10 protein-coding genes are annotated in these 13,811 nt (G+C 73.9%); 5 read left to right on the top strand and 5 right to left on the bottom strand.

Features of this window, described 5'->3' with window-relative positions; translation table 11 throughout:
• Window position 1: 1 nt before the first annotated feature.
• Window positions 2-1,327 carry a glutamate-1-semialdehyde 2,1-aminomutase gene (locus tag ACIQWA_RS32705; RefSeq protein WP_402488613.1) on the top strand — a complete coding sequence of 442 codons (1,326 nt, stop codon included), beginning with the start codon at window positions 2-4 and terminating at the stop codon, window positions 1,325-1,327.
• Between the two features lie 2 nt (window positions 1,328-1,329).
• Here ACIQWA_RS32705 and ACIQWA_RS32700 read toward each other — a convergent pair whose 3' ends face one another.
• The 5 genes from ACIQWA_RS32700 to ACIQWA_RS32680 form a co-directional block, all read right to left on the bottom strand.
• Window positions 1,330-1,953, bottom strand: a complete 624-nt coding sequence (locus tag ACIQWA_RS32700; protein WP_402488610.1) for a phosphatase PAP2 family protein — start codon at window positions 1,951-1,953, stop codon at window positions 1,330-1,332.
• 259 nt (window positions 1,954-2,212) lie between these two features.
• Window positions 2,213-3,400: a CaiB/BaiF CoA transferase family protein gene (locus tag ACIQWA_RS32695; RefSeq protein WP_402488607.1), complete on the bottom strand. Its 1,188-nt coding sequence runs from the start codon at window positions 3,398-3,400 to the stop codon at window positions 2,213-2,215.
• Window positions 3,401-3,458: 58 nt separating this feature from the next.
• The gene (locus tag ACIQWA_RS32690; RefSeq protein ID WP_402488604.1) at window positions 3,459-4,067 is read right to left on the bottom strand and encodes a hypothetical protein; all 609 of its coding nucleotides are present in this window, start codon (window positions 4,065-4,067) and stop codon (window positions 3,459-3,461) included.
• Window positions 4,068-4,262: 195 nt separating this feature from the next.
• Window positions 4,263-6,893 (bottom strand): RICIN domain-containing protein, encoded by a 2,631-nt coding sequence (locus ACIQWA_RS32685; RefSeq protein ID WP_402488601.1) that lies wholly within the window; start codon window positions 6,891-6,893, stop codon window positions 4,263-4,265.
• A 129-nt stretch (window positions 6,894-7,022) separates the two neighbouring features.
• Window positions 7,023-8,303: an ROK family protein gene (locus tag ACIQWA_RS32680; protein ID WP_402488599.1), complete on the bottom strand. Its 1,281-nt coding sequence runs from the start codon at window positions 8,301-8,303 to the stop codon at window positions 7,023-7,025.
• A gap of 159 nt (window positions 8,304-8,462) precedes the next feature.
• Between ACIQWA_RS32680 and ACIQWA_RS32675 the strand changes: the two genes are divergently transcribed.
• Genes ACIQWA_RS32675 through ACIQWA_RS32660 form a run of 4 tightly spaced genes read left to right on the top strand, consistent with a single transcriptional unit; the run spans window position 8,463 to window position 13,670 of the window.
• On the top strand, window positions 8,463-9,776 hold the full coding sequence (locus tag ACIQWA_RS32675) for an ABC transporter substrate-binding protein (RefSeq protein WP_402488596.1): 1,314 nt from the start codon (window positions 8,463-8,465) through the stop codon (window positions 9,774-9,776).
• A gap of 35 nt (window positions 9,777-9,811) precedes the next feature.
• Entirely contained in the window at window positions 9,812-10,756 is a 945-nt protein-coding gene (locus tag ACIQWA_RS32670; protein ID WP_402488593.1) for a carbohydrate ABC transporter permease, read from the top strand.
• The gene (locus ACIQWA_RS32665) at window positions 10,753-11,643 is read left to right on the top strand and encodes a carbohydrate ABC transporter permease (RefSeq protein WP_402488591.1); all 891 of its coding nucleotides are present in this window, start codon (window positions 10,753-10,755) and stop codon (window positions 11,641-11,643) included. Before ACIQWA_RS32670 ends, ACIQWA_RS32665 begins: the two co-directional genes overlap by 4 nt.
• Before the next feature lie 11 nt (window positions 11,644-11,654).
• Complete coding sequence (locus tag ACIQWA_RS32660; protein ID WP_402488588.1) at window positions 11,655-13,670, top strand: hypothetical protein; 2,016 nt, start codon at window positions 11,655-11,657, stop codon at window positions 13,668-13,670.
• Window positions 13,671-13,811 lie beyond the last annotated feature (141 nt).

Here is a 13,811-nt window from a genome sequence, read left to right as displayed (position 1 = left end):
CATGGCCGTCGACGACTTCCAGCTGCCCAAGTCCCGGGCGGTGAACGAGCGGCTGCACGCCCTGATCCCCGGCGGCGCCCACACCTACGCCAAGGGCGACGACCAGTATCCCGAGGACCTCGCCCCGGTGATCAGCCACGGCCATGGCGCCCACGTGTGGGACGTCGACGGCAACCGCTACGTCGAGTACGGCTCCGGCCTACGCGCCGTCAGCCTCGGCCACGCCCACCCGCGGGTGCTGGAAGCGGTGCGGCGGGAACTCGACCGCGGCAGCAACTTCGCCCGCCCGTCCATCCTCGAACTCGAGGCCGCGGAACGCTTCCTGGACACCGTGCCCACCGCCGAGATGGTGAAGTTCGCCAAGAACGGCTCCGACGTCACCACCGCCGCCGTGCGCCTCGCCCGCGCCGTCACCGGCCGCCCCCGGGTGGCCGTCTGCGGGGACCACCCGTTCTTCTCCGTCGACGACTGGTTCATCGGCACCACGCCGATGTCCGCCGGTATCCCCGACGCGATCACCGAGCTCACCGTGGCCTTCCCGTACGGCGACCTCTCCGCCACCGAGGAACTGCTCACCCGGTACCGGAACGAGATCGCCTGCCTGATCCTCGAACCGGCCGGCCACACCGAGCCGCCACCCGGCTACCTGGCCGGCCTGCGCGAACTGGCCGACCGGCACGGCTGCCTGCTGATCTTCGACGAGATGATCACCGGCCTGCGCTGGTCCCCGGCGGGCGCCCAGGGCCTCTACGGCGTCGCCCCCGACCTCTCCACCTTCGGCAAGGCATTGGGCAACGGCTTCGCCGTCTCCGCCCTCGCCGGGCGCCGCGACCTGATGGAGCACGGCGGGCTGCGCCACGACGGCGACCGGGTGTTCCTGCTCTCCACCACGCACGGTGCGGAGACCCACGCACTGGCCGCCGCGATGGCCGTGCAGACCACCTACGTCGAGGAGGGCATCACCGCCCGGCTGCACGCCCTCGGCGAGCAACTGGCCGCCGGGGTCCGCGAGGCTTCGGCCGGGATGGGCACCGGCGAGCACGTCGTCGTCCGGGGCCGGGCCAGCAACCTGGTCTACGCCACGCTCGACGAGCGCGGACAGCCCTCCCAGGAGTACCGCACCCTCTTCCTGCGCCAACTCCTCGCGGGCGGCGTGCTGGCCCCGTCCTTCGTGGTGAGCAGCGCGCTCGCCGACGCCGACATCGCCCACACCGTCGAGGCCGTTGCTGCGGCCTGCGCGGTCTACCGCAAGGCCCTGGACGCCGGGGACCCCACCCACTGGCTGGGCGGACGGCCGGTGAAGCCGGTGTTCCGGCGGAGGGTCTGAGGCTACGTCACCCCATCGGGCGCCGGCCGGCCCGCGAGCCGGTCGGCCGCCCGGTCGACCAGCCACCCGGTGGCCGGTGCCAGCGCGAGGGCGGTGCACCCGCCGGCCAGGGTGTCGGTCGCGTAGTGGGCGCCGAGGGCGACCTGTGCCCAGGCCATGGCTGCCCCGGCCGCCGCCACCGCCGCCAGCACCGGCAGTGGGCGGGCCCGGCCACCGGCCGCCGTCAGGGCCAGGACGAGGGCGAGCGCCGTGAGGAAGGCGGTGTGCCCGCTCGGGTAGGACGGGTTGTCGCCGTGGATGGTGCGGCCCACCAGGTGCTTGAGCAGGGTCGCCGCCAGCACGGGCAGGCCGACGCCGAGGACGGCGAACACCGCTGCGCGCGGCCGCCGGAGCAGCAGGCAGCCCGTCACCACCGCGCCGATCAGCACCGCGGCGCCCAGCGGCTCCCCGAGTGCGTCCAGCCCCCGGGCCGCGTACCGCCACGGCGGCTCCACCCCGTACACCGTGTCCTGGATCCGCCCGTCCACCCGGCCGGGCTGCCCCTCCCCGGCGAACCGGATCCCGAGCACCAGCACCACCAGCGCCGCGAGCCCGGAGAGCCATCCGAGCCACCCGCGCAGCACCACCAGCGCGGGCTCCGCGCGCCCGGCCGGGCCGAGGGGGCGTCCCCGGTGGGCACGCTCCCGGGTCGCGCCCGCCCTGCTCCCCGCTCCGCTGCGGCCGGCCGATCCCACGCGCGCCCCCGTCGAGTTCGGACGTCCGCCTCGCGCCAAGTGGCTGACGGATCGTCAAGTGCCGTGCACCGTGCCCCCGAAGTCGGATCCACGATACGGGCGCCCGGCGGCCGCCGGGCCGGAGAAGGCGAAACCCGTGGAGCGCTCGGCGCTACCGCCCCAGCACCCCGGCGGCGCGCAGGGCGGCGATCCGGTCGGCGGGGTAGCCGAGGGCGCGCAGGGCGGAGTCGGTGTGGGCGCCCAGGGCGGGGACGGGCCCCATCGGGAGTTCGCCCTCCGCGAAGTCGAACGGGGGCAGCAGGGAGCGGACCTCACCGGCCGGGGTGGCGACCGGGCGCCAGCGGTCGCGGGCGGCGAGCTGGGGGTGGTGCAGCAGGTCGCCGACCTCGTTCAGCCGGGCCGAGGCGATCGCGAGGGCGTCCAGGCGCTTGACCGCCTCCTCGGCCGTCATGGTCGCCGTCCGGCCGCCCACCAGGGCGTCGACCAGCCGGCGGCGGCGCACCCGGGCGACGTTGGTGGCCCAGTCGGGGTGGTCGGCGAGGTCGGGGCGGTCCAGGAAGCCGGTGGCGAGCCGGGCCCACTCGCGGTCGTTCTGGATGCCGATCATGACCTCGCGGCCGTCGGCCGTCGGGTAGGCGTCGTAGGGGGCGATGGCCGGGTGGGAGAGTCCGGCGCGGCCCGGTGCCCGCCCGGTGCCCTGGGTGTGGTGGAGCTGGTGGCCCAGCCACTCGGCGGTCGCCTCGAACATCGACACCTCGACCGCGGTGCCGCGTCCGCTGCCGGCCCGGCCGAGCAGGGCGGCGAGCGTCGCCGTCAGGGCGTACATCCCGGCGGCGATGTCCGAGGTGGGCACGCCGGTCTTGGCGGGCCGGTCCGTCGGGCCGGTCACCGAGGCGAGCCCGGACTCGCACTGGATCAGCATGTCGTAGGCGCGCTTGTCCCGGTACGGGCCGCCGGTGCCGTAGCCGGACAGGTCGACGGTGACCAACCGGGGGTGCCGGGCCCGCAGTTCGGCGGAGCCGAAGCCGAGCCGGGCGGCCGCCCCGGGGGCCAGGTTCTGCAGGAAGACGTCGGCGCCGGCCACCAGGTCGGCCAGCACGGTACGGCCCTCGGACGCCTTGAGGTCGAGGACCACCGACTCCTTGCCGCGGTTCAGCCAGACGAAGTGGCTGGCCAGGCCGTTGACGCTGCGGTCGTACCCGCGCGCGAAGTCGCCGCCGTCGGGGCGCTCGATCTTCACCACCCGGGCGCCCAGGTCGCACAGGTGCCTGGTGGCCAGGGGCGCGGCCACCGCCTGCTCCAGCGCGATCACCGTGGTACCGGTCAGCGGCAGTGACATCCGGGCTCCCTCCCTGGTGGACGATCCCCGAGCCCTACCCGCCCCCGGCGGCGTTCAGTCAAGGGTGCTCCGGCAGCCCGGTCGGCGGGGCGGCGGCCTCCTGGGGGTCGGTCTCGCGCATCAGGACGCGCCAGCCGTCCGCGCCGCCGTTGCCGTCGAGGCGCAGGCGCAGCTGTTTGACCTGCCGGGTGCGTTCGAAGTGGAGCACCACCGACTGGCGGACCGAGCCCTCGCCGTGGAACTCCGCGGTGACCGGGCCCTGGGCGCCGTCGCGGAACGCCCGGACCCAGTTCACGGCCGTGCTGCGCGCCTCGGCGGTGGAGCCGTCGGAGCTGGCCATCGTCGCCAGTGAGCCCTCGGAGCCGTCGGCGAGGCGCCAGACGATCTGCTGGGTCAGGTGCAGGGTGCCCGTGGAGGGGTAGCCGACCACGCGCAGCGGCTCGTGGGCGACGTAGTCGTTGACGTAGCGCAGGTCGTCCTCGGCCGACAGCCACCAGGCGGTGGCGGCGGAGGAGGCGAGGGCGGCGGCCAGCGCGGCGGCCGTGATCGGCTTCCACCGGCCCGCAGAGCCCTCCCGCCTCTCCCGGCCGTCCCGCCTCTCCCGCCTTGCCGGGCTCTCCGTGGGCCCGGTGGGCCCGGCCGGCCCGGCCGGCCTTGGGTCGTGCATTGCTGCTCCTTTGCCCACTGTTGAACGACAGTGCTGCGGGGAGCCTAGGGAGCGCGGCGGCCAGGCGGCGGTCGCGAAAGCGGACGAACACCGGCAAAAGTCCGGTGAGCGCCCGGAATGTTGATGGGATCGTGACGTCCGGCCGCAACCGCCCCCGGCGCTGGTCAGCGCCGGGGGCGGCCGTGTGCCGGTGGGTCAGTTCAGCGTCCACCGTTGCGACGGCGTGCCGTTGTTCGGCTGTTGGGTCAGCAGGTCGCCGTCGGCGGGCCCGGCGGTGGTCAGCAGGAGTCCGCTGCGGCGGTTGGTCAGGGTGTAGGCGCCGGAGGGGAGCCGGGTGGCCGTCCAGCGCTGGTTGTCGCCGCCGGTGCAGGTCCACTGGATCACCGGGGTGCCGGGGGCGGTGGCGCCGCCCCGGTCGTCCGCGCACAGCCGGGAGTGGACGTTGGTGAGGGTGTAGGAGCCGTCGGCCTGCCGGGCGAAGGTCCAGCTCTGGTTCAGGCCCCCGTTGGTGGTCCAGGTGTCGAGCTGGGTGCCCGGGGTGGTGGACCAGTCGGGGACGTCCAGCGCCTTGCCGGCGGTGGACAGCACATGGGTGCCGTCGAGCACCGGGGCGGCGGTGGCCGGGGTCAGGGTGAGGGTCTGGGCGGCGACCGGGCGGGTGTCGGCGGTGCTGCCGGGGTTGTCCCAGGTGCGCTGGGGGGAGGTGGTGACGGCCAGGGCCCCGGTGGTGAGGCTGAGCGCGAGGTCGCTGTAGCGGTTGACCAGGCGGTAGCCGCCGGTGGGGGTGGACGGGCCGCTGCCCGTCGGGCTGGTCACCACGGTCTGGACGGACCACTGCTGACCGACGGTCGGGTTGCCGCCGCGGGCCGAGAGCGTGGGGGCGGCGCCCCAGGCGCGCCCGGCGTTGCCGCCGGAGTCGACGCCGAGCAGCTTGCCGGAGCCGGCGTTGGCGATGGTGTAGAAGCCGTCGCCGGTGGCGGTGAAGGTCCAGTGCTGGGCGGCGGTGTCGGCGGTGGCCGAGGTGGTGAGGGCGCTCCCGTTCTGGGCCAGCGAGCGGCCGTTGCCCGCGGCGAGCCGGTACGGCACCCCGGTGGTGACGGGTGCGGCCGGCGGGGCGCCGGCGGCGGTCGGGGCGATGGTGACCTCGGCGTACTCGCCGCTGCCGGTGGAGCAGCTGTACCAGCAGTAGGAGCGGAAGGACTTGCCGAGCACGGTGGTGCCGGTCCGGCTGCCGGAGTCCACCAGCCAGCGGTACCAGGAGCTCTGCGGCCCGCCGACGGAGCCGATGTCGGTCCACTGCTGGGTAGCCAGGTCGTCGGTGACGTAGTAGTGCTGGGGCTGGTCGGAGCCGGCCTCGTTCTCGGGGGTGCCGACGTACTTGCCCAGGTAGGCGCTCCAGGCGATGTTCAGCACCGAGAGCTGTGAGGGGGCCGGCATGGTGCCGGCGGCGATCTGGGTGCGGATGCTGCCGGTCCGGCCGGGGGAGTAGCTGTCGCCGGGGGCGAGGTAGCCGATGCCGACCCCCTGGGCGGGGACGAGGTCGCTCTCGGCGCCGCCGACGCCCGGGGTGGACCAGGAGCCGTCGTGCCACTTGGTCCAGGAGGAGGCGGCCATCTTCCCGGAGATCGGCGCGCGGGCGACGTGCTCCTCGAAGCCGCCCCAGCCGCCGGTCTTGTCGACGGCCCGGGACATGTAGAACACGTAGAAGTAGCCGGAGCGGTAGTCGGTGAACAGGCGCGGGTCACCGTCGCCGTAGGAGTAGGTGGAGTTGGGGAAGGTCGTGGTGTCGCCGCGGACGGTGCTGTACGGGGTGGTGATCGCGTGGTCGGTGATGGACCAGGTGTGGCCCCGGTCCTTGGAGACGGTGGCGTCGATGGCGTCGTAGTGCAGGCCGTCGCCGAACGGCTGCGGGGTGAACTCGTTGTGGACCAGGCCGTACCACCAGCCGGTGTCGGGGTCGACCCAGACCCCGGTCAGGTCGCAGTAGTTGGGCTGGGCGTAGCCGGAGCCGGCGGGGGCGGCGGTGGCGCCGCGGCCGGTCGGGCTGTTGTTGCAGCGCCAGGTGGTGTCGCCGTTGCTGTCCCGGGGGTCGGCGGGGTTCACCGTCGTGCTGATCGGCGCGAGGGTGGCGGTGTCGAAGTTCGAGCCGCTGTAGAACTGCCAGCTGCGGCCGTCCTTGGCGCCGTACAGCGAGTGGGCGGACTGGTAGTAGAACTGCCCGTCGGTGTCGGTGTAGCCGAAGGCGGGGGTGTCGTCGGCGTTGCCGAAGGGGACGGGCTTCCCGGCCGAGAGGGTGTACGAGGCGGGCGGTGCCGCGCTGCCGCCCCAGACCTCGGTGGCGGACGGCGTGCACGGGGCGAGGCCGACGCGGGCCCCGTCCGTGGCCGAACTGCCCTGGACGGCCAGGCACTTGGCCGACTTGGCGGCGTAGACGGTGCCGTCCGGGAGCCAGCCGAACCGCTGGTTGGGGCCGGAGGTGCAGCTGTACAGCTGGAGCAGTGCGCCGGTGGCGTTGGAGGCGTCGGTGACGTCCAGGCACTTGCCGAAGGCGGTGACGCTGCCGTCGGGGTTGCGGGTCCACTGCTGGCGGGCCGAGCCGTCGCAGCCGAGCAGCTGGACGGGGTTGCCGTCGGCGGTGCCGCCGCCGGCGTCGTCCAGGCACTTGCCACCGATGGTGACCGTGCCGGTGGTGGCGGTGGCGGCACCGGGGGAGGCGGCAGCGGCGGAGGCGGGGGGTGCGGCGGCGAGCGGGAGGCAGGTCGCCGCCGCCAGGGCCAGGACCGGCACGAGCGAGGCCCGGGCCGGCCGGGACGTCGTCCGTCTCATCGGGGGGATCCTTCCGGAGGCGTGCCGCCCGCGATGTGGGGGAGGCGGCACGACTGGCGATTAGTTCCGCCAGAATCCGAACTTATTGTGGGTCATGTCAACCCCCGTGCAGCAGATCGGGGCGTACGGTCAGCGCCGCGCGGGCGTCATGGCGCTGGTCGGGTCCTGGTAGACGGCGTCCAGGGCGAGCAGCGCCCCGCCCCGGGCGGTCCCGGTCAGCCCGGTGGTGGACAGCACGATCTCGCAGCCCCCGGCGTCCGGGGCCATCACCCGCTCGCGCACCTGGGCGGTCACGCTGTCCAGCAGGTACTCGCCGAGGAAGGCGAAGTGCCCGCCGAGGACGATCAGCCGGGGGTTGAGGACGTCGGCGAGCAGCGCCAGGCCGGGGGCGAGGTTGTCGGCGATCCGCTGCACCGCGGCCAGGGTGCGGGCGTCCCCGGCGCCCGCCCGGTCGCGCAGTTCGGCCAGCCGGCGCTCCAGGTCCACCATCGGGTCCCAGACCAGGTCACCGGGGTCGGCGGCGTAGCGCAGCAGGGCACCGCGGCCGACGGTGGTCTCCCAGCAGCCGCGTCTGCCGCAGGCGCACAGCTGCTCGGAGGGCACCAGCTGGAGGTGGCCGACCTCGCCCGCGTACCCGCCCGCGCCGCGCACCAGCTGCCCGCCGGCGATGATGCCCACTCCGACGCCGGTCTGGCCGGTGACGTAGACCAGGTCGCGGACGTTGTCGGCGGAGGCGGTCACGTACTCGGCCAGCGCACCGAGCTTCGCGTCGTTCTCCAGGTGCATCTCGGGGGCGCCGGGGCCCAGCCGCTCGCGCAGGCCGGCGATGGCGGGCACGTCCCGCCAGCCGATGTTGGAGGCGAAGCCGACGGTGCCGGTGGCCATGTCGGTGGCGCCGGGCGTGGCCAGGGTGACCCCGGCGACCCGGCCGCCGTCGCGGTGCAGCGCCTCGATGCCCCGGGCGACCAGCTGGGCGGTGGTGTCCAGGGTGGCGTCGGGCCCGGCGGCCCGGACGTCGAAGGGGATCCGCTGCTCGGCGGTGACCTCGCCCTTGAGGTTGAGGGCGAGCAGGCTGACGTAGTCGACGTTGATCTCGGCGCCGACGCCGTGCACATCGCTGCCGTCGATCTCCACGGCCTGGCCGGGCCGGCCGACGGTGCCCCGGTCCCGCTCGGCCTCGCCCTCGCGGATCAGCCGGCCCTCCAGCAGTTCCGCGGTGAGGTTGGAGACGGTGGCCTTGGGCAGGCCGGTGTCCTCGGAGATGCGGGCGCGCGAGCGGGGGCCCTCGTCGCGCAGCAGCCGCAGCACCATGCCGAGGTTGGCCCGGCGGGACGACGAGCGGTCGCGGGCGACGGCCGGTCCGGCCATCGCCAGACTCCGTACGCCCGAGCCTTGAAGTGCTGCCTTCACGAACCGCTCCTCCTCCGCTGCCACCGTCACGGCCGACGCGGGCGCCGACGCAGCTCTTGACTTTATCAGGGTTGGTTCAAACAATAACCGAACGAATTGGCCGGTTCCCGTTTCGCCCCCAGGGTTCGGGCCCCGCCCTCCCGGTTCGAGGAGACAGACGTGAAGACAAGACCCGTTTCGACCGCCTCCGCGCTCGCGCTCATGACGGCCGCCGTCCTGGTGGCCGGCTGTTCCTCCGGCGGCAGCGGCAGCGGCGGTGCGGACGCCGCCTCGGGCCCGGTCAAGCTCGACTTCTGGGGCTGGGCCCCGGGTTACGAGGAGTCGGTCGCCCAGTTCAACAAGACCCACCCGGACATCCAGGTCAGCTTCGGCAAGACCGCCTCCGGCGCCAAGGGCGGCTACACCAAGATGCTCACCGCCGCCAAGGCCGGCAACGCCCCCTGCCTGGCCCAGGTCGGCTACGAGACCCTGCCCAGCTTCGCCGCGGCCGGCGCCCTCACCGACATCGGCAAGTACACCGCCGACGCCAAGGGCAAGTTCGCCGACTGGACCTGGAAGCAGGTCACCGTCGACGGCCACACCTACGGCATCCCGGTCGACACCGCACCGATGGCCCTGATGTACCGCAAGGACCTGTTCGCCAAGTACGGCATCGACAAGCCCCCGACCACCTGGGAGGAGTACGCGGCCGACGCCGCCAAGGTCCACGCCGCCGACCCCACCGTCTACCTCGGCAACTTCGGCAACGACCCCTACACCTACGCCGGCCTCGCCTGGCAGGCCGGCGCCAAGTGGTTCGGCACCGGCAACGACCAGTGGCAGGTCACCCTGAACAGCGACGCCAACCGCAAGGTCGCCTCCTACTGGCAGGACCTGCTCGACAAGAAGCTCCTCAAGACCGACCCCAGCAACGACGCCTCGCAGTTCAGCGACATGGCCAACGGCAAGATCCTCTCCGACGTCAACGCGGTCTGGGACGCGCCGATCATCGCCGGCAGCGTCAAGGACGGCGCCGGGCAGTGGGCCGTCGCCCCGATGCCGGTGTGGGACGCCGCCAACCCGGCGTACGGCAACGACGGCGGCTCGGCCACCGCCGTCCTCAAGGGCTGCGCCCACGCCAAGGAGGCCGCCGAGTTCGCCACCTGGATGAGCACCGACACCGACAGCGTCGGCAACCTGATCAAGGTCACCGGCATCTACCCGGCCGCGACCTCGGCACTCGCCCACCCCGCGCTCTCCCAGCCCGACGCCTTCTACGGCGGGCAGGTCATCTACGACGTCTTCAAGGCCGAGACCGCCCACATCACCACCGACTGGCAGTGGGGCCCGACCATGACCCAGACCTCCACCGACCTCGGCGACGGGCTCGGCAAGGCCGGCACCGGGGGCACCACCCTGCCGAACGTGCTCGCCGACGCGCAGAGCAGGACGGTGGCGGGCCTCAAGCAGCAGGGCCTCGCCGTCGCCGGCTGACCAGGCACCCGGCCCGACCAAGGAGGGACGACCCCATGACCACCGCCCTCGCCGGGCGGACAGCACCGCAGGACCGCGCCGCCCGCCCGGCCCGCCCCGCCCGCCACCGGGCCCGGACCGTCGCGCTGTTCCTCGGCCCGTTCCTGCTGCTGTTCACGGCGCTGTACCTGGCGCCGATCGGCTACACCCTCTACCAGAGCCTGTTCCGGATGCACCGCTCCGGCCTCGGCCTCTCCGCCCCCACCCAGGCCTTCGCCGGCCTCGGCAACTACGCGACGGCGCTGGGCGATCCGGCCTTCCGCGGCTCGCTGCTGCGGGTGCTGCTGATCGGCGTGGTCCAGGTGCCCGTGATGCTGCTGCTGGCCCTGGTGCTGGCCCTGCTGCTGGACGCCGGGTCGACGATGTTCAAGCGGTTCTTCCGGCTGGCCTTCTTCCTGCCGTACGCCCTGCCCGGGGTGGTCGGCGCGATCATGTGGTCCTACCTGGTCGCGCCGGGCCTGAGCCCGATCACCGCCGCCGCCCACCACCTGGGCCTGGACCTGAACCTGACCTCGGACGGCATGCTCGGCGCGACCATCGGCAACATGCTGACCTGGGGCTGGACCGGCTACAACATGCTGATCATCCACTCCGCCCTCCAGGCCATCCCGGCCGAGCTGGGCGAGGCGGCCCGGATGGACGGCTGCTCGGCCTTCGGCATCGCCTGGCGGATCAAGGTCCCGATGATCCGCCCGGCCCTGGTGCTGACCACGGTGTTCTCCATCATCGGCACCGCCCAGCTCTACAACGAGCCCGCGATCCTGCACAACGTCGCCCCCAACCTGAGCAGCAGCTACACCCCCATCTACGCCGCCTACAACGCCGTGGACGCCAACGACTTCAACCTCGCCGCCACCGAGTCCGTGGTGCTCGCGGTACTGGCGTTCGCGCTGTCCTTCGGCTTCCTCAAGCTCGTCCAGCGCCGCGGGGAGGCCCTGTGAGCACCCCCACCCACACCCGCACCAACACCCGCACCGCCCGCACGGCCCGGTACCAGGCCTCCCGCTGGCTCACCCTCGGCGTGCTGCTGATCGCCTCGGTCTACTTCCTCGCCCCGGTCTGGTGGCTGCTGGTCGCCTCGACCAAGACCAGCAGCGGACTGTTCGCCGGGAACGGCTTCTGGTTCGGCGACTTCGCCCTCGCCGACAACCTGCGGGACGTGTTCACCCGCCAGGGCGGGATCTACTGGCAGTGGCTCGGCAACAGCGCCGTCTACGCCGTGGGCGGCGCGGCCGGCTCCACCCTGATCTCCGCGATGGCCGGCTACGCACTGGCCAAGTACCGCTTCCGGGGCCGGGAGTTGACCTTCAACGGGGTGCTCGCGGCGGTGCTGGTGCCGCAGCCGCTGCTGGCCGTGCCGCTCTACCTGATGTTCTCCGAGCTGCACCTGGTCAACTCCTACTGGGCAGTGCTGCTGCCCAGCACGGTCAGCCCGTTCGGTGTCTACCTGGCCAGGATCTACGCCGCCGCCTCCGTACCGGACGAGCTGATCGAGGCCGGCCGGATCGACGGCGCGGGCGAGTTCAGGATCTTCGCCACCATCGGGCTGCGGGTGATGTCCCCGGCGCTGGTCACGGTCTTCCTGTTCCAGTTCGTCGCCATCTGGACCAACTACCTGCTGCCCGTGCTGATGCTGGCCGACGACCACCTCCAGCCGGTCACCGTCGGCGTGGTCGGCTGGCAGGCCCAGCGGGCGCTCGGCCCCGGCGCGCCGCCGCTCAACATCGTGGTCACCGCCGCCATGGTCTCCGCGATCCCGCTGGTCGTCCTGTTCCTGTCCCTGCAACGCTTCTGGCGCGCCGGCCTCACCGCCGGGAGCGTCAAATGAGGAGGCCCGGCGTGCCCGCCCGGTACCAGCTGCGGTTCCAGCTCCACCCCACCCCGGACGCCGCCGAGCGCGCCGCCGAACTCGCCTCCTTCTGCCGGGAGTCGGGCGTCGAGGAGGTCGTCCTGCTGCTCGCGGCCGAGGAGCTGTACCCCGGCCACCCGGCGGGCGCGGTCGAGGACCGGCTGTACGACACCGCCGCGACGGCCGCGGCGGTCCTGCGCGCAGCCGGGCTCGACGTCAGCCTCAACCCCTGGGTCACCCTCGGCCACGCCGACCGCGGCCGCGCTGACCGGCTCGGCTTCGCCCCGATGGTCGGCCCGGACGGCACCGTGGCCACCGCCCAGGCCTCCCCGGCCTGCCCGAGGTTCCGGTCCTGGATCACCGCCCACTACGCCCGATTCGCCGAACTCGACTTCCGCGTCCTGTGGTTGGAGGACGACTTCCGCTACCACAACCACGCTCCGCTGCCCTGGGGCGGCGGCTTCGAACCGCTGATGATGGAGCGCCTCGCCGAGCTGGTGGGGGAGCCGGTCGACCGGGAGCGGGTGGTCGCCGCCGTGACCGCCCCCGGCCCGCCGCACCCGTGGCGTGCCCTGCTCCAACAGGTCTGGCGCACCGTTCAGTTGGAGGTCGCCACCGAGGTGGCGGCGGCGGTCGCCAAGGCCTCCGACGGGCGCACGCGGCTCGGTCTGATGAGCTCCGAGCCCGGTGTCCACTCGGTCGAGGGCCGCGACTGGCCGGCCCTGTTCGACGCGCTCGCCATCGACGGGCAGGCCTGGCACCGGCCGCACTTCGCCCGCTACTCGGACGCGCCGGGCCGCGAACTCAGCTTCTCGGTCTGGATGCTGGAGGTCCAGCGGGCCCTGCGGCCGCGCTACGTGCGCAGCGCGCCGGAGGTCGAGAACTGGCCGCACACCGCGTGGTCCAAGTCCGACACCCAGACCTGGTCGGAGCTGGTGGCCGCCCAACTCGCGGGCTCCGACGCGCTGTTCCTCAACCTCCACCCGATGCAGTCCGGCGCCGCCGGGCGCTTCCCCCAGGTCGCCGAGCTGCTGCGCCGGTCCCGGCCCGCGCTGGACCTGCTTGCCGGGCCAGTGGCGCACACCCATGGTGTGACCCTGCCGGTCCGCCAGGACGCCGCCGCGCACGTCCGCACCCGCCGGGGCGGCGACCTCGCCGAACTGGCGGTCGACCCCGGCCCGGCCGCGGACCACCTGCTCCGCTACGGCGTCCCGGTCACCGCCGAGGACGGCCCGGTCCGGGTGCTGTTCGGGCAGCTCGCCTGGGCCTACGGGGACGCCGAGCTCCGGCGGATGCTCGCTGACGGCCTGCTGCTCGACGGCACCGCCGCCCACATCCTGCGGGCACGCGGATTCGGCGAACTGCTCGGGGTGACCGTCGAGGAGGTGGTCGAGCGCGGAGCCGCGGGCGGCCCCGGCCCGTACGCGCTGGAACGGGTGCTGACCGGGGAGGGCGCGGGTGCCTACCTGAGTGTCAACGTCCAGCCGGCCCTGGCCCGGCTCCGGCCGGCGGCGGGGGCCGAGACCTGGACCGAGATCCTCACCCCCGACCACCGGTTCTGGGGCGCCGGCCGGTGCGTCTTCACCAACGAGCTCGGCGGCCGGGTCGCGGTGACGGCCGCCACCGCCGTCGAGCTGCTGCCCCACGACGACGACGGGCAGCGCCTGCTGCACGCTGCCGTCCGCTACCTGGAGGGCGACGCCCCGACCCTGCCGCTGGTCACCGGCGGGCCCCATCTGATCCCGCGGCTGACCCGCACCGAGCACGGCTGGCGGCTCGCCGTCGCCAACGGCAGCGCCGACCCGGCGTACCCCCGGGTGCACCTGCCCAGCGGGGCGGTCCACGCCGAGGGCGTCCTGCTCCGGCCGCTGGCCGAGCCCGAGCAGGTCGCGACGACCGTGACCGCCGCGACGACTTCGGCCGTCGGGACCGCCGCGACCGCCGGCTTCGTCGAGGTCGCCGAGCCCCTGCCGCACCGAGGCTGGCTGCTCCTCGACTGGCGGTAGCCCCGCGTCCGGCCCGGGCCCCTCGGCTCAGGCCGACCTGACGGTAGGGAAGCGGTCGCCGCCGACGGCCCAGCGGCCGCGGCGCATCACGGCGACCAGGTCGTAGCTGTCGGAGTCGAGCACGACCAGGTCGGCGAGCTT

The organism is Kitasatospora sp. NPDC098652, from assembly GCF_044760155.1.
In the GTDB taxonomy this organism is placed as follows: Bacteria; Actinomycetota; Actinomycetes; order Streptomycetales; family Streptomycetaceae; genus Kitasatospora.
Note: the sequence above shows the minus strand (reverse complement) of the source record. Positions and strands in the feature narration are given on the sequence as shown.

Excerpts from the sequence above, each read along its gene's own strand:
- ACIQWA_RS32685 (WP_402488601.1), bottom strand. The coding sequence starts at position 6,893 with ATGAGACGGACGACGTCCCGGCCGGCCCGGGCCTCGCTCGTGCCGGTC.
- ACIQWA_RS32695 (WP_402488607.1), bottom strand. The coding sequence starts at position 3,400 with ATGTCACTGCCGCTGACCGGTACCACGGTGATCGCGCTGGAGCAGGCG.
- ACIQWA_RS32705 (WP_402488613.1), top strand. The coding sequence starts at position 2 with ATGGCCGTCGACGACTTCCAGCTGCCCAAGTCCCGGGCGGTGAACGAG.
- ACIQWA_RS32670 (WP_402488593.1), top strand. The coding sequence starts at position 9,812 with ATGACCACCGCCCTCGCCGGGCGGACAGCACCGCAGGACCGCGCCGCC.
- ACIQWA_RS32690 (WP_402488604.1), bottom strand. The coding sequence starts at position 4,067 with ATGCACGACCCAAGGCCGGCCGGGCCGGCCGGGCCCACCGGGCCCACG.